14 protein-coding genes are annotated in these 15,527 nt (G+C 72.1%); 3 read left to right on the top strand and 11 right to left on the bottom strand.

The genetic code is table 11. The features are described 5' to 3' along the window. Window positions 1-10: 10 nt before the first annotated feature. Entirely contained in the window at window positions 11-1,420 is a 1,410-nt protein-coding gene (gene glnA / locus ACZ6C6_RS02075; RefSeq protein WP_469198124.1) for a type I glutamate--ammonia ligase, read from the bottom strand. A gap of 296 nt (window positions 1,421-1,716) precedes the next feature. On the opposite strand from glnA, the gene ACZ6C6_RS02070 reads away from it, so the two are divergent. Continuing rightward, a complete protein-coding gene (locus ACZ6C6_RS02070) occupies window positions 1,717-2,184 on the top strand; it encodes an RDD family protein (RefSeq protein ID WP_469198122.1) in 468 nt (155 codons plus the stop codon). 90 nt (window positions 2,185-2,274) lie between these two features. Here the strand turns inward: ACZ6C6_RS02070 and ACZ6C6_RS02065 are convergent, their stop codons facing one another. From ACZ6C6_RS02065 to lipB, 4 genes are all read right to left on the bottom strand, one after another. Further along, a complete protein-coding gene (locus ACZ6C6_RS02065) occupies window positions 2,275-2,985 on the bottom strand; it encodes a DUF4191 domain-containing protein (RefSeq protein WP_469198120.1) in 711 nt (236 codons plus the stop codon). Between the two features lie 10 nt (window positions 2,986-2,995). Further along, the gene (locus ACZ6C6_RS02060) at window positions 2,996-3,211 is read right to left on the bottom strand and encodes an SCO2195 family GlnR-regulated protein (protein WP_469198117.1); all 216 of its coding nucleotides are present in this window, start codon (window positions 3,209-3,211) and stop codon (window positions 2,996-2,998) included. Window positions 3,212-3,451: 240 nt separating this feature from the next. Further along, the gene (lipA, locus tag ACZ6C6_RS02055; protein WP_469199287.1) at window positions 3,452-4,387 is read right to left on the bottom strand and encodes a lipoyl synthase; all 936 of its coding nucleotides are present in this window, start codon (window positions 4,385-4,387) and stop codon (window positions 3,452-3,454) included. Window positions 4,388-4,546: 159 nt separating this feature from the next. Next, a complete protein-coding gene (gene lipB / locus ACZ6C6_RS02050; RefSeq protein WP_469198115.1) occupies window positions 4,547-5,359 on the bottom strand; it encodes a lipoyl(octanoyl) transferase LipB in 813 nt (270 codons plus the stop codon). Window positions 5,360-5,687: 328 nt separating this feature from the next. On the opposite strand from lipB, the gene ACZ6C6_RS02045 reads away from it, so the two are divergent. After that, entirely contained in the window at window positions 5,688-7,268 is a 1,581-nt protein-coding gene (locus tag ACZ6C6_RS02045) for a regulator (RefSeq protein WP_469198113.1), read from the top strand. 17 nt (window positions 7,269-7,285) lie between these two features. Here ACZ6C6_RS02045 and ACZ6C6_RS02040 read toward each other — a convergent pair whose 3' ends face one another. Both ACZ6C6_RS02040 and ACZ6C6_RS02035 read right to left on the bottom strand, forming a co-directional pair. Next, a complete protein-coding gene (locus ACZ6C6_RS02040) occupies window positions 7,286-8,638 on the bottom strand; it encodes an NAD(P)/FAD-dependent oxidoreductase (protein ID WP_469198111.1) in 1,353 nt (450 codons plus the stop codon). Window positions 8,639-8,820: 182 nt separating this feature from the next. Next, window positions 8,821-9,720 (bottom strand): TIGR01777 family oxidoreductase, encoded by a 900-nt coding sequence (locus ACZ6C6_RS02035; protein WP_469198109.1) that lies wholly within the window; start codon window positions 9,718-9,720, stop codon window positions 8,821-8,823. 56 nt (window positions 9,721-9,776) lie between these two features. Between ACZ6C6_RS02035 and ACZ6C6_RS02030 the strand changes: the two genes are divergently transcribed. Further along, window positions 9,777-10,304, top strand: coding sequence for a GNAT family N-acetyltransferase (locus ACZ6C6_RS02030; protein WP_469198107.1), 528 nt, complete (start codon window positions 9,777-9,779; stop codon window positions 10,302-10,304). 9 nt (window positions 10,305-10,313) lie between these two features. Here ACZ6C6_RS02030 and ACZ6C6_RS02025 read toward each other — a convergent pair whose 3' ends face one another. From ACZ6C6_RS02025 to ACZ6C6_RS02010, 4 genes are all read right to left on the bottom strand, one after another. Beyond that, a complete protein-coding gene (locus tag ACZ6C6_RS02025; protein ID WP_469199285.1) occupies window positions 10,314-10,832 on the bottom strand; it encodes a DUF4240 domain-containing protein in 519 nt (172 codons plus the stop codon). A gap of 61 nt (window positions 10,833-10,893) precedes the next feature. Beyond that, on the bottom strand, window positions 10,894-11,874 hold the full coding sequence (locus ACZ6C6_RS02020; protein ID WP_469198105.1) for a helix-turn-helix transcriptional regulator: 981 nt from the start codon (window positions 11,872-11,874) through the stop codon (window positions 10,894-10,896). A gap of 78 nt (window positions 11,875-11,952) precedes the next feature. After that, a complete protein-coding gene (gene aceE / locus ACZ6C6_RS02015) occupies window positions 11,953-14,622 on the bottom strand; it encodes a pyruvate dehydrogenase (acetyl-transferring), homodimeric type (protein ID WP_469198103.1) in 2,670 nt (889 codons plus the stop codon). Window positions 14,623-14,877: 255 nt separating this feature from the next. After that, a complete protein-coding gene (locus tag ACZ6C6_RS02010) occupies window positions 14,878-15,501 on the bottom strand; it encodes a GntR family transcriptional regulator (protein ID WP_018103556.1) in 624 nt (207 codons plus the stop codon). Window positions 15,502-15,527: the final 26 nt, after the last annotated feature.

The raw sequence follows: 15,527 nt of genomic DNA, 5'->3' as shown, positions 1-15,527 counted from the left end.
GGTCTGACCTTTACAGGTCGAAGTACAGCTCGAACTCGTGCGGGTGCGGGCGCAGCTGGATCGGGGCGATCTCGTGCGTGCGCTTGTAGTCGATCCACGTCTCGATCAGGTCGGACGTGAAGACGCCGCCGGCCTGGAGGTACTCGTTGTCCGCCTCAAGGGCGTCCAGGACGGCCGGGAGGGACGTCGGGACCTGCTGGACGTTGGCGTGCTCCTCGGGGGCCAGCTCGTACAGGTCCTTGTCGATCGGCTCCGCGGGCTCGATCTTGTTCTTGATGCCGTCCAGGCCGGCCATCAGGAGCGCCGAGAAGGCCAGGTACGGGTTGGACGACGGGTCCGGGGCGCGGAACTCGACGCGCTTCGCCTTCGGGTTGGAGCCCGTGATCGGGATGCGCATCGCGGCGGAGCGGTTGCGCTGCGAGTACACCATGTTGACCGGGGCCTCGAAGCCGGGCACCAGGCGGTGGTAGGAGTTCACCGTCGGGTTGGTGAAGGCCAGCAGCGACGGGGCGTGCTTGAGGATGCCGCCGATGTAGTAGCGGGCGGTGTCCGACAGGCCCGCGTAGCCCTGCTCGTCGTAGAACAGCGGGTCGCCGCCGGCCCACAGGGACTGGTGGACGTGCATGCCCGAGCCGTTGTCGCCGAAGATCGGCTTCGGCATGAAGGTCGCGGTCTTGCCGTTGCGCCAGGCGACGTTCTTCACGATGTACTTGAAGAGCATCAGGTCGTCGGCCGCGGCGAGCAGCGTGTTGAACTTGTAGTTGATCTCCGCCTGGCCGCCGGTGCCGACCTCGTGGTGCTGGCGCTCGATCTCCAGGCCGCTCTTCTGCAGCTCCAGGGACATCTCGGCGCGCAGGTCCGCGAAGTGGTCGACCGGGGAGACCGGGAAGTAGCCGCCCTTGTAGCGGACCTTGTAACCGCGGTTGTTCTCGACCGCACCGGTGTTCCAGGCGCCGGCCTCGGAGTCGATGTGGTAGAAGCTCTCGTTCGCCGACGTCTGGAAGCGGACGTTGTCGAAGACGTAGAACTCGGCCTCGGGACCGAAGTACGCGGTGTCGGCGATGCCGGTGGAGGCCAGGTACGCCTCCGCCTTCTTGGCCACGTTGCGCGGGTCACGGCTGTACTGCTCGCCGGTGATCGGGTCGTGGATGAAGAAGTTGATGTTGACGGTCTTGTCGCGGCGGAAGGGGTCGACACGGGCGGTCGACAGGTCCGCGCGGAGCGACATGTCGGACTCGTGGATGGCCTGGAAGCCGCGGATCGACGAGCCGTCGAAGGCAAGCTCGTCGGCCGGGTTGAAGGTCGCCGCCGGGACGGTGACGTGCTGCATCACGCCGGGCAGGTCACAGAACCGGACATCGATGAACTTGACGTCATTGTCGGCGATGAACTTCTTCGCGTCGTCGGCGTTCTGGAACATCCAACTCCTCCTACTCCCGGCCCGGGAGGGGACGGGGTTGCAGCTCGTTGTGGCCAGTGCGGTGGCACACGCTGGACCCGACCATAGGCAGACGGGATTTCTCAAGCATGACCCATTTGTTTCGCCGAAGTTAACCGGCGCGGGTGCGGGGAGCGGTCGTACGGGCCCCGGACCGCCCCTTTGGCGTGGCCTTACGGGCCTCACGGCTATATCAAAAGGGCGTCCGAGGAGTGGGACGACGCGGGGGACGGCACCCGCGGGGGAAGGCGCGCGGCCGGGCGCAGTACCGTGGTCGGGTGGACAATAGGCAAGCAATCGGATCGTGGCTCTCCGGGCCGCGTGCGGCCGCCGAGGACATGGGCGCCGACTTCGGCTACCGGGGCAAGCGGCTCGGCCTCCCCGAGCAGGGACCCGGGGCCATCGCCCCGCTCGGCAGGCGCTTCGGGGCCCTCTTCATCGACTGGGCCCTGTGCCTCCTGATCGCATACGGACTGTTCGCTCGCGGTGACCAGCAGGCGTCCGGGAACTGGGCGCTCGGCATCTTCCTCGTCATGAGCGTGCTCACCGTCGGCACGATCGGCTGCACCCCCGGCAAGCGCCTCATGGGCACCCGGGTCGTCGCCGAGGAGGGTGGACGCCTCGGCCTCGTCCGGGTCCTCATCCGCAGCGTCCTGCTCTGCCTGGCGATCCCGGCCCTCGTCTGGGACCGCGACGGTCGCGGCCTCCACGACCGCCTGTCCCGCGCGGTCCAGATCCGCGTCTGAGACGTAGCGCACGCGAGACGTAGAGAACGTGAAGAGGGCGGGCCGTGAACCCGGTGGTTCACGGCCCGCCCTCTTCACGTTCCGTACGCGTCAGCGCATCTTGCCGCCGCGCGGCATCCGCATGCCCTTCGGCATGGGGCCCTTCGGGAGCGGCATGTTGCTCATCAGGTCGCCCATCGCGCGGAGCCGGTCGTTGGCGGCCGTCACCTGGGGGCCGGTCAGGACGCGGGGCAGCTTCAGCATCTTGGTGCGGACCTTCTTCAGGGGCACCTGGCCCTCGCCGTTGCCGACGATGATGTCGTGGACGGGGACGTCCACCACGATGCGGGCCATCTTCTTCTTCTCGGCCGCGAGCAGGCCCTTCACCCGGTTCGGGTTGCCCTCCGCGACCAGCACGATGCCCGCCTTGCCGACGGCGCGGTGCACGACGTCCTGGTTGCGGTTCATCGCGACCGCCGGGGTCGTCGTCCAGCCCCGGCCCACGCGGTCCAGGACCGCGGCCGCAGCGCCCGGCTGGCCCTCCATCTGTCCGAAGGCGGCGCGCTCGGCGCGGCGTCCGAAGATGATCGCCATCGCGAGGAGCGCGAGCACGAAGCCCAGGATGCCCAGGTAGATCGGGTGATCGATCAGAAAACCGATCGCGAGGATGACACCGAAGGTGACGATTCCCACACCCGCGACCACAAGACCGATCTTGGAGTCGGTCCGCTTGGTCATCTTGTAGGTCAGAGCGATCTGCTTGAGCCGCCCCGCGTTCTCGGCGCTGTCCGCGCCTTCAGTGGTGTTTGCCTTCCTCGCCATGCAATGAAGTTTACGTGGCCTTCGAACGACGGGCGGCCACGGCCTCCCGTTCCGGCACGTAGCCGGACTCGGCCCGGTCCATCGCCCGGCGGCGGTCCTCCAGGACGGCCGTCCAGGCGTTGCGGCGGGCGGTGCGCTGGCCGCTGCCGAGCAGCAGCGACTCCACGGCGCGGAGGGTGTTGGTGACGGTCGGGATGACGGTGGCGCGTACCGGTGCGGCCTGCATCGTGGCAAGTCCCCTCGGGAACGAAGGTCGTGTGCTGCGCGGACTGGAGACGGACGGCGGTGGTGTCACCGCGCTGCGCGTGCGTCCAGGGTCACCGTTCGGTGTTACCAGCGCGTGACCGGTCGGTCAAACACCAATGAAACCTCGATACGGGCCCCGCGCACGCCGACGCGGTCCGTCCGCGCCCCGGGCCTCTCGGACCTGCGGGGAGCGGGCGGACCGCGCCGGGTGGAGCATGGGTTATGCGGATGCCACCGGGGCCTTGGCCTCGCGCCGGTCCATCGCCTGCTGGAAGAGGCGGCCCGCGCGGTACGAGGAGCGGACGAGCGGTCCGGACATGACGCCGGAGTACCCGATCGCGTCGGCCTCGTCCTTGAGCTCCACGAACTCGTGCGGCTTCACCCAGCGCTCGACCGGGTGGTGGCGCACCGACGGCCGCAGGTACTGCGTGATCGTGATGAGCTCGCAGCCCGCGTCGTACAGGTCCTGAAGCGCCTCGCTGACCTCTTCGCGGGTCTCGCCCATGCCGAGGATCAGGTTCGACTTGGTCACCAGGCCGGCCTCACGGGCGCGGGTGATGACCTCCAGGGACCGCTCGTAGCGGAAGCCCGGGCGGATGCGCTTGAAGATGCGCGGCACCGTCTCCACGTTGTGCGCGAGCACCTCGGGGCGTGCCGAGAAGACCTCCGCGAGCTGGGCGGGCTCGGCGTTGAAGTCGGGGATCAGCAGCTCGACCTTGGTGCGGCCGGCCTCCCGGTCCGCCGTCTGCGCGTGGATCTGGCGCACGGTCTCCGCGTACAGCCAGGAGCCGCCGTCCTCCAGGTCGTCGCGGGCGACGCCGGTGATCGTGGCGTAGTTCAGGTCCATCGTGACGACGGACTCGCCGACGCGGCGGGGTTCGTCCCGGTCCAGCGCCTGCGGCTTGCCCGTGTCGATCTGGCAGAAGTCACAGCGCCGGGTGCACTGGTCACCGCCGATGAGGAACGTGGCCTCGCGGTCCTCCCAGCACTCGAAGATGTTGGGGCAGCCGGCCTCCTGGCACACCGTGTGCAGACCCTCGCTCTTGACGAGTTTCTGCAACTGGTTGTACTCGGGGCCCATCTTCGCCCGGGTCTTGATCCACTCGGGCTTGCGCTCGATGGGGGTCTGGCTGTTTCGGACCTCAAGGCGCAGCATCTTGCGCCCGTCGGGTGCGACAGACACTCCGGCACTCCCCTTTGCTTTCACTGCATTGGATTCTTCGGCGAACACCAGGGTACGCCCGTAGTTCATTCGGTTGTACGTCTGCCCAACCTGGGGCAGGCGGGGCCTATTCCCGGAAGCGTGTTCCGTGGGTCACGCCGTGGCCACGGCGTCGGCGGTGCGCTCGATCGTACGGGGAGCGAGTTCGGCGTTCTCCAGGATGTCCCGGAGGTGCTTCTCCACGACGGGCAGGACCTCGTCGATGGTGATGTCGCGGCCCAGCTCGTAGCTGAGCGAGGTGACCCCGGCGTCCCGGATGCCGCAGGGCACGATGCGGTCGAACCAGGTGTTGTCGGGGTTCACGTTGAACGAGAACCCGTGCATGGTGACGCCCTTGGCGACGCGGATGCCGATCGCCGCGAGCTTGCGGTCCTCGCGGCGCTGGCCGGCGTTGGACGGGGCGTACTCCGGACCGTTGAGCCGGGGGTCGAACTCCTCGTCGGCCAGGCGCGGGTCGAAGTCGAGCGTCAGGCCGCCGGGCGCGGGGCGCTGTTCGACCGGGTCGCCCAGGACCCAGACGCCGCTGCGGCCCTCGACGCGGCTGGTCTCGACGCCGAACTCGGCGGCGGTGCGGATCAGCGCCTCCTCCAGACGGCGCACATGGGCGACGACGTCCACGGGGCGCGGGAGCTTCTGGATCGGGTAGCCGACGAGCTGGCCCGGGCCGTGCCAGGTGATCTTGCCGCCTCGGTCCACGTCGATGACGGGGGTGCCGTCGAGGGGGCGCTCGCTGTCCTCCGTGCGCCTGCCCGCGGTGTAGACGGGCGGGTGTTCCAGGAGCAGGCAGGTGTCCGGGACGGTGTCCTCGAACCGTGCCGCGTGCACCTCGCGCTGCTTCTGCCACGCCTCCTGGTAGTCGACGGCGTTCTCGCCGAATCCCATGCGGACGAACCGGAGCTCACTCACGGCAGCAGCCTTTCTCCTCGCGGTGCCGTGGGCGGGGGGTGTCCCCGAACCGCGTCACCCTGCACGAATCGCGCTCAGGGCCTTTCGTCCGGATCGGGCCGGGCTCGCGGGCTCCCTGATCCGGCCTGATCCGCACGAAAGGCCCTAGCCACTGTACGACCGGCATCTGCGCGCGGGCCCGGCAGGTCTTCCCGTCAGCGCCGCCCACAATCCTCACACGATCGGATGAATGTGGAGCGAAGGGTGCTGGGGCCGCCCCGCGGACAGTTAAATTCGCGCCGTTCGTCAGAGGGCTGCCCGGCCCCGAAGGCAGGAGACCCTAGAGCTGATGTCGGAACGACCTCCGCAGCGCACGCCCAACCGCCGGCTCGCCTCGCTCATCACCGAGGCCGGGTTCTCCAACGCCGGCCTCGCCCGCCGGGTGGACCAGCTCGGCCTCGAACACGGACTCGACCTGCGGTACGACAAGACCTCCGTGACCCGCTGGCTGCGCGGCCAGCAGCCCCGGGGCACCACCCCCGCGCTGATCGCCGAGGTCTTCACCCGGCGCCTCGGCCGCCGGCTCTCCGCGCAGGACCTCGGCCTCGACGCCTGCGCCCCGGTCTACGCGGGCCTGGAGTTCGCCGCCACGCCCGCCGAGGCGGTCGACATCGTCAGCGGGCTCTGGCGCAAGGACTCCGGCAGCCACGCCGAGCTGCGGAAGATCGCGTTCACCCCGGCCGGTCTCGTCGTGCCCAGCCGGGACTGGCTGATCGGCCGGGCCGACGAATGGGTCGGCCGCCCCGCGCCCGGCGGGGCCGCCAGGGCCGGCGCCGCACGGGCGGCCGGTGCCCAGCTGCCCGCCGGGGCCCTGAGCGCCGTGCCCGAGCAGGGCGGGCGGCACAGTGTGCGGGGGCCGGTGCCCTCGCGGCCCGGCGGGGTGCCCGCACCGCCCGGCGCCCCGGCCGGCGGCGCGACGGGCAGTCCCGGGGTGCCCCGGCAGCGGCAGACCGAGCGGGGCTCCGGGCTCCGGGTCGGCGAGGGGGACGTGGCCGCGCTGCGCTCGGTGGCCGAGCTCTTCCGTACGCTCGACCACGCCTACGGCGGCGGGCACGCCCGGCAGGCCCTCGTGCGGTATCTGGAGCACGAGACGGAGCCGATGCTGCGCGGCACGTACGGAGAGGCCACCGGCCGGCGGCTGTTCGCGGCCGCCGCCGACCTGACGAGGCTGGCCGGCTGGACCTCGTACGACATCGCGGCGCACGGGCTCGCCCAGCGCTACTTCGTGCAGGCGCTCCGTCTCTCCCAGGCCGCTGCCGACCGGGCCTACGGCAGCTATGTGCTGATCACCATGAGCCGCCAGGCGGTCTATCTCACCCACGGCCGGGAAGCGGTCCAGCTGGCCCGGGTGGCGCAGCAGGGCATCGGCTCGGCCGCACCCCACGCCGTCATGGCCCTGCTGCACGCGGTGGAGGCGCGCGGGCACGCCGTGCTCGGGGACTCCAAGGCGTGCACGGCCTCCCTCGCCCGGGCGGAACGCGCGCTGGAGGCGGCCCGCCCCGGCGACGAGGTGCCGCACTGGGCGCGCCACTTCGACGAGGCGCAGCTCGCCGACGAGTTCGGACACTGCCACCGGGACCTCCAGCAGTACCGCTCCGCCGCGCAGTACGCGGAGCGCGCGCTCCAGCTGCGCGCCCCCGCGTACGCCCGGAGCAGGCTGTTCTGCCGGGTGGTGCTGGCGTCCGCCCGGCTCGGGCTCGGCGAGCTGGACCAGGCGTGCCGGCTGGGCGCGGAGGCCGCCCAGCAGGCGGCGGAGATGCGCTCGGCACGGGCCACGGAGTACGTACGGGACTTCGAACGGCGACTGGAGCCCTACCGGGACGCCGCCGCCGTGCGCGGCTACCGGGAGCGGGTAGCCGCGCTGGGCTGAGCCGTCCGGACCTCGCCTCAGGCCGCCTCGGGCAGTGCGGTGTCCCCGGCGGCAGGGCGGACGCCGAGGTCGCGGAGGATCGAGGCGGCGGCGCGGGCGCCCGAGGCCAGGGCGCCCTGGACCGTGCCGGTGTCGCGGTGGTCGCCGCACACATAGAGGCCGGCGAGGACCCGGACCGGGCGGTGCGGGTCGTGCGGGGCGGGCATCGCGGGGACGGCTTCGGGGTCGTGGTGGGCGGCCAGCAGCTCCCAGTGGTCGGTGGGCACGCCGTAGAGCGCGGCGAGGTGGGCGCGGACCGTGCGGTCCAGGTCGTCGGGCGGGGTGCCGAGGACCGTCGAGCTGATCAGGGTCCGGCCGAGCGGGGCGCGGGCCGGGTCGACCTCGCTCATCACGGCGGTGTGGGACACGGGGCCCGAGCGGTCGGCGTCCAGGAGGAGCGAGGCCCCGGTGGGCGGGGGAGCGGGCGCGGTGTGGTGGAGCACCGTCACGGGGTGGAAGGACGGCAGCCGCAGGCCGGGCAGCAGCTCGGCGGCGGCGCTCGCCCCGGTGGCCACGAGCAGCGAGCGGCAGCCCAGCTCGCCGTGTTCCTTGGTGCGTACGGAGGTGATGTCGGCGGAAGTGACGTGCACCCCGGTGCGTACGGTGCCCGGCGGCAGGGAAGCGGCGAGGAGCGCCGGCAGCTTACCCGCCCCGCCCTCCGGTACACACAGCCGTCCGCTCGCGTACGTCCGCAGGGCGAGGTCGGCGCACCGGCTGGACGTGGTGAGGTCCGGGTCGCTCAGCAGTGCGGTGAGCAGGGGGCGTACGAAGCCGTTCAGCGTACGGGAGGAGAGCCGGCCGGCCAGGGCGTCGAGCGCGGCGCGTTCGGGCCGGGCGAGGAGGCGGGCCGGCGGTGTGGCGGCGAGGCGGGTCAGGGCCACGCCGAGCCGGGCGTGGTCGATCGCGCCGCCCATCGCCCCGGTGAGGGCGCCTGTGAGCGGCGGCCGGGGGGCGTGCGCGAGGGCGCGCGCCGCTTTGAGCGCGCCCCGTGCGCCCCGTGGGCTGCGTGCGCCCGGCACGCGGCGGGGCTCGCCGGTCCGGTGGCGGCGGCCCTCGCTGTGCACGAGGACCCCGGGATCGAAGGGGCGCAGGACGAGCCCGTCGAGCCCCGGTGTGGTGCGGAGCTCCGGATACGCGGTGTTGAGCAGCGGGCCGATCCGGTCGAGGCGGAACCCGTCCACCTCGTCGGTGGCCATCCGGCCGCCGACGCCGGGGCCGGCCTCCAGGACGCTGACACTGACCCCGGCGCTGGTCAGTCGGTGGGCCGCCGACAGGCCGGCGATTCCGGCCCCGATGATGACGACGTCCGCGTGGTGTGCCGTGCTGAGCACGTGCCCTCCCCGGTTCGGCGCAAGTGGTGGGGGGCTCATGCCCTCAACCGCCCACCGGAATGCGTGAGTTCGTCAGGAGGCTAGGAGAGTGGCCCGATCGTGCGCAGTCGCGCGCGGACCGGAGCACCGATGCACGGGGTCGCACGCCCGTCCGAAAAAAACCGGGCTGCCCGGACGGTCCGTCAGCGCAGGGCGGCGCGGATGGCCGCGTCGACGGACGGGAAGGCGAACGAGAAGCCGGAGCCCAGCAGTCGCGCGGGCAGCACCCGCTGACTGCCCAGCACGTCCCCGGCGAACTCGCCGAGTGCGAGCCGCAGGGCCGGCGCGGGCGCCGTGAAGAGGGTCGGCCGCCGCAGCACCCGCCCCATCGCGGCGGTCACCTCGGCGTTGGTGACGGGCGTCGGGGCGGTCAGGTTCACCGGACCGGACAGCTCCGGGGTGTCCAGGATGTGCCTCAGCGCCGCGATGTGGTCGTGCAGCGCGATGAAGCTCCAGTACTGTCGCCCGTCGCCCATCCGGCCGCCGAGACCCGCCCGGAACAGCGGGAAGAGCCGTCCCCAGGCACCGCCCTCGCGGGCGACCACCAGACCGGTGCGGGCGTGCACCGTGCGCACCCCCGCCTCCTCGGCCGCCGCCGTGGCCTCCTCCCACTCCACGCAGACCGACGGCAGGAACCCGTCCCCGGGCGGCGCCTCCTCGTCCACCGGGCGGTCCCCGGTGTCCCCGTAGAAGCCGATCGCGGAGCCGGACAGCAGCACGGCGGGCGGGGTGTCGAGCGAGGCGACGGCGTCCGCGATCGCGGCGGTGCCCAGCACCCGGCTGTCCCGGATCTCCTTCTTGTACGCCTCGGTCCAGCGGTGGTCGCCGACCCCCGCCCCGGCGAGATGGACGACCGCGTCGCAGCCCACGAGCCCGGCCACGTCCACGTGACCCCGCTTCGGGTCCCACTCCACCTCGTCGCCGTCCCGGGCCGGGTGGCGCACCAGGCGGACCACCTCGTGCCCGTCGGCCCGCAGCGAGCGCACCAGCGCCGCTCCGATGAGTCCGGTCGATCCGCTGACGGCGATACGGGAGTGCGGCATGGCGTCCATCCTGCCCCACCGGAGCCGCCGTACACGGCCGTGGCACAGTGGCGCCCATGACCGATTCAACGGCATCCACCGCACCCGTCGTCCGCCCCGCCGTTCTCGCCGACGACTCCGCGCTCGGCGAGCTGGACCGCGCCACCTGGTCGACGCTGCACGCGGTGCAGCCGCGCCCGCAGCCCCCGTACGAGCCGTTCTTCGACGAGCGGCACACGCCCCAGGGGATCCTGGTGGCGGAGGCCGTGAACGAGGCCGGGGAGCGGGTGCCGGCCGGCTACATACGCGTCGTGCCGCCGACCCCGCTGGCCTGCAACGCGCACGTCCGCCAGATCCAGGGCCTCGCCGTCGCCCACTGGGCGCGCGGCCGGGGCGTCGGGCGCGCCCTGATCCGCGCGGCCTGCGCCACGGCACGCGGCGAGGGGGCGAACCGGATCACCCTGCGGGTCCTCGGCCACAACGCGCCCGCCCGCGCGCTGTACGAGGCGGAGGGCTTCACCGTCGAGGGCGTGCTGCGGGGCGAGTTCTTCCTGGGCGGGACCTACGTGGACGACGTGATGATGGGCCGCCCGCTCACCCCGTGACGGGCGGGCTCAGCCGCCGAACCGCTCCCAGAGCGCGGGCAGCCGGGCCGCCAGGGCCGCTTCGTCGTCCGGGTCCAGCGGTGTGCCCTCCGGCTCGCCGGCCTGCGGCGGCAGTCCGAGGTCGGGTGCGACGACGCCGGTGAGCTGTTCGTACGCTTCGTCGGCCGCGTACCCCAGCTCCTCGCCGTCGCCGTCCAGCTCCTCGTCGAAGGAGTCGAGCAGCTCGGCGAGGGCGTCCGGGTCGTGCACGGCGCCCTCGAAGACCTCCCGGCCCCGGCCGATCAGCCAGCAGCGGAAGTAGTCGAAGGCGTCGTCGTCCGCGCCGCCCAGCAGGATGGCGGCGGCGCCCCACAGGTCCCAGCGGTAGGCGCGGTTGAAGCGGGCCTCGAAGTGCCGGGCGAAGTCCAGCACCGCTTCGGGGTCGAGCAGCACCAGCTTGTCGACCAGCAGGTCGGCGTGGTCCTCGGGGTCGCCGTCGGCGGCCTCGCGGGTGCTGTCGATCAGCTCCCAGAACTCGGTCTCGTCCATCACGGGTCCAGCATCTGCCCTGAGGGCGGCCGACGCACGCCCAGACATCGATACGAAGCCGTCAGGGCGTGCCCCCGTAGAGCGCGTGCAGCCGGGCGGCGGCGGTCGCGAACCTCTCCCGCAGCACGGCCGGGGCCAGCACCTCCAACTCCGGTCCGAGGCCCAGCAGCTGGCCGTAGGCGACGTCCAGGGACTCCACCGGCAGGGTGACCGTGACCCGGCCGTCCGCACCGGGCGGCCCCGCCGCCTCCAGCGCCTCCGCGGCGGCGGCCCGGTCCACGATGTGCGGCAGCCGGTGCGCGGCCGCCTCCGAGAGCCGTAGCGTCACCTCCGTACGCAGCAGCGAGCGGGCGAACGCGGCCGACCGCTCGTCCCAGAAAGCGGGCAGTTCGAAACCCTCGTCCCTGACGAAAGGGGTGTCCGAAACGGTGGCCGCGGTGAACCGGTCGATGCGGTACACCCGCATGTCGTCGCCCGCGCGGGCGCACAGATACCAGACGCCCGCCTTCAGGACGAGCCCGTACGGGGCCAGCTCCCGTTCGGCGTCGGAGTCCCGGCCGGCCCGCCGGTACCGGGCCAGGAGCAGCCGGTCGCGCCATACGGCCTCTGCCACGGCGGGCAGCAGCTCCGGCGTGACCGGCTCCTGGTACCAGCCGGGCGCGTCCAGGTGGAAGCGCCGCCCCGCCCCGGCCGGGGCGTCCCGCAGCGCGGGCGTCAGGGCCGCCGACACCTTCAGCCGGGCGGCCGAAGCGGCGTCCGCGAGCCCCATCTCGCGCAGCGCGGAGGGCAGCCCGGACAGGAACAGCGCCTCCGCCTCGTCACGGGCGAGCCCGGTCAGCCCGGTGCGGTACCCGCCGACGAGCCGGTAGCCGCCGGCCCGGCCCCGCTCCGCGTACACCGGGACACCGGCCTCGGAGAGGGCCTGCGCGTCCCGGGTGACGGTCCGCTCGGACACCTCCAGCTCCCGGGACAGCTCGGCGGCGGTCATGCCGGGGCGGGCCTGGAGGAGCAGGACCATTCGGATCAGCCGGGCAGCACGCATGCGGCCATTGTGGACAGAGAACGGGCCCGTCCGGCGCCTGAGGACAAGACCTCAAGCCGGACGGGCCCGATCAGGTGGTCAGAGACCGTACCGGTCCCGGGCCTCCTTGACGGCGGTCGCCGGCACCTCGCCGCGCCGGGCCAGCTGGGCCAGCGTGGCGACCACGACGGACTGGGCGTCGACGCCGAAGTGGCGGCGGGCCGCGTCACGCGTGTCGGAGAGGCCGAAGCCGTCCGTGCCGAGCGAGGTCCAGTCCTGCTCGACCCACTGGCTGATCTGGTCCGGAACCCCGCGCATCCAGTCGCTGACCGCGACGACCGGACCCGGGGCGCCCTCCAGCGCCTGCGTCACGTACGGCACCCGCTGCTCGCCGCGGAGCAGCGCCTCGTCGCACTCCAGCGCCTCGCGGCGCAGCTCGCCCCAGGAGGTCGCGGACCAGACGTCGGCCGTGACACCCCAGTCGGCGGCCAGGAGCTCCTGGGCCTCCAGGGCCCAGTGGATCGCCGTGCCGGAGGCCAGCAGCTGGGCGCGCGGGCCGTTCGCCGCGGCGGGCGTGCCCTCCTTGAAGCGGTACAGGCCCTTGACGATGCCCTCCTCGACGCCTTCCGGCATCGCGGGCTGCGGCTTCGGCTCGTTGTAGACCGTCAGGTAGTAGAAGACGTCCTCCGCGTCGGGGCCGTACATCCGGCGCAGACCGTCCTTGACGATCACCGCGATCTCGTACGCGAACGCCGGGTCGTAGTTGAGCGACGCCGGGTTCGTGGCGGCGATCAGGTGCGAGTGGCCGTCCGCGTGCTGGAGGCCCTCGCCCGTCAGGGTCGTACGGCCGGCGGTCGCGCCGACGATGAAGCCCTTGCCGAGTTGGTCGGCGAGCTGCCAGAACTGGTCGCCCGTCCGCTGCCAGCCGAACATCGAGTAGAAGATGTAGAACGGGATCATCGTCTCGCCGTGCGTCGCGTACGACGTGGCGGCGGCGATGAAGTCGGCCATGGCGCCGGCCTCGGTGATCCCCTCGTTGAGGATCTGGCCGTCCTTGGCCTCCTTGTAGTACATCAGCTGGTCGCGGTCGACCGGCTCGTACGTCTGGCCCAGCGGCGAGTAGATACCGGCCGAGGGGAACAGCGACTCCATGCCGAAGGTGCGGGCCTCGTCCGGGACGATCGGCACCCAGCGCCTGCCGGTCTGCTTGTCCCGCATCAGGTCCTTGACCAGGCGGACGAAGGCCATGGTGGTGGCCATCTCCTGCTTGCCGGAGCCCTTCTTGAGCGCGGCGAACGCGCGCTCCTCGGGCTGCGGCAGCGCCACCGCGTGCACCCGGCGGGCCGGGGCGGGGCCGCCGAGGGCGGCGCGGCGCTCCTGGAGGTAGCGGACCTCGGGGGAGTCGGCGCCCGGGTGGCCGTAGGGCACCAGGCCGTCGGCGAAGGCGCTGTCCGGGATCGGGAGGCCGAGCAGCTCGCGCATGCCCTTGAACTCGTCGATCGACAGCTTCTTCATCTGGTGGTTGGCGTTCTTGGACTCGAAGCCCTTGCCGAGCGTGTAGCCCTTCACCGTCTGGGCGAGGATCACGGTCGGCGCGCCCTTGTGCTCGACGGCGGCGCGGTAGGCCGCGTACACCTTGCGGGCCTCGTGGCCGCCGCGCGAGGTGTAGAAACACTCGGCGATCTTCGCGTCGGTGAGCAGTTTCGCCAGCTCGGCGAGGGCGGGCTCGGCGCCGAAGAAGTGCTCGCGGATGTACGCGACGTCGCGGGTGGCGTACGTCTGGAACTGCGCGTCCGGGACCTCGCGGAGGCGGCGCACCAGCGCGCCCGTGGTGTCGAGCTGGAACAGCTCGTCCCAGGCGTTGCCCCAGAGCGTCTTGATGACGTTCCAGCCGGCGCCCCGGAAGGCGCCCTCCAGCTCCTGCACGACGCGGAAGTTGGCACGTACCGGACCGTCGAGGCGCTGCAGGTTGCAGTTGATGACGAAGGTCAGGTTGTCGAGCTTCTCGCGGGCCGCCAGCGCGAGGGCGGCGGTCGACTCGGGCTCGTCCATCTCGCCGTCGCCCAGGAAGGCCCAGACGTGCGAGTTCGACGTGTCCTTGATGTTGCGGTTGGCGAGGTAGCGGTTGAAGCGCGCCTGGTAGATCGCCGAGAGCGGGCCGAGACCCATGGAGACGGTGGGGAACTCCCACAGCCAGGGCAGCCGCCGCGGGTGCGGGTAGGACGGCAGGCCGTCGCCGCCCGCCTCCTGGCGGAAGTTGTCGAGCTGCTGCTCGCTGAGCCGGCCGTCGAGGAAGGCGCGGGCGTAGATGCCGGGGGAGGCGTGGCCCTGCACGTACAGCTGGTCGCCGGAGCCGTCCCCCTCCTTGCCGCGGAAGAAGTGGTTGAAGCCGGTCTCGTACAGCCAGGCCGCCGAGGCGAAGGTGGCGATGTGGCCGCCGACGCCGTAGCGCGCGCCCCGGGTGACCATCGCGGCCGCGTTCCAGCGGTTCCACGCGGTGATCTTCGACTCCATCTCCAGGTCACCGTCGAAGTCGGGCTCCGCGGCGGTCGGGATGGAGTTGACGTAATCGGTCTCCAGCAGCTTGGGCAGCGCGAGACCGGCGCCCTCGGCATGCTGGAGCGAGCGCCGCATCAGGTACGCGGCACGGTGCGGGCCCGCGGCCTTGGTGACGGCATCCAGGGAGGCCGCCCATTCAGCGGTCTCCTCCGGGTCGCGGTCCGGGAGCTGGTCGAGCTCGCTCGGAAGCTTTCCAACGGGGTCGGTCATGATCGCCGCCTTCCGGTGAGGAGGGGGGTGGAGAAGTCCCTGACTGGCAGGACAGGGCGATGGGGCCGGTGGGCCCGCGGAGTGAACTGTAAGTCGCCGATCGATGATCGATCAAAGGATGAACGGCAAAACTTCTCGATATGAAGAAAGTGGCATGCGGTGCCACGAAATGGGGCACCGAGTGACGGGATTTACCCGTCAAAACGGGCGCTGACCTGCACGGACGAGCGGCAGGGGTCACACCTGCGCGGCACCTCAGGCGCGCGGCGCGCACCCCAGGACATGCGCCTTGACCAGAGTCCCGATGTCCGGGTCCTTGCGCAGGAACGCGTCGATGAGGGCCTCGTGCTCCTCCGCGTACGACTTCTGGACCGTCCCCAGCCAGCGGATCGACAGGGCCGTGAACACCTCGATGCCCAGCCCCTCCCAGGTGTGCAGCAGCACCGCGTTCCCCGCGGCCCGCACCATCTCGCGGTGGAAGCCGACCGTGTGCCGGACCTGGGCCTCGCCGTCCGCCAGCCGGTCCGCCTCGTACAGCGCCGCCACGTGCGGGGCGAGCAGCGAGCAGTCCTCGCCGAGCCCGGGGGCCGCCAGCTCGGCCGCGATCTGCTCCAGGCCCGCCCGTACGGGGTAGCTCTCCTCCAGGTCCGCCGCGGTGAGGTTCCGGACCCGGACGCCCTTGTTGGGCGCCGACTCGATCAGCCGCAGCGTCTCCAGCTCCCGCAGCGCCTCGCGCACGGGCGTCTGGCTGACCTCCAGCTCGGTCGCGATGCGCCGCTCCACGATCCGCTCGCCCGGCTTCCAGCGCCCGCTCACGATCCCCTCCACGATGTGCTCGCGGATCTGTTCGCGCAGCGAGTGGACGACGGGCGGGGTCATGACGGGCTCCTTCGGACAGACCGGTA

This window comes from Streptomyces sp. NPDC041814, assembly GCF_055590565.1.
The sequence above is the reverse complement of the archived record's forward strand: the minus strand, read 5'-3'. Positions and strand labels throughout refer to the sequence as shown.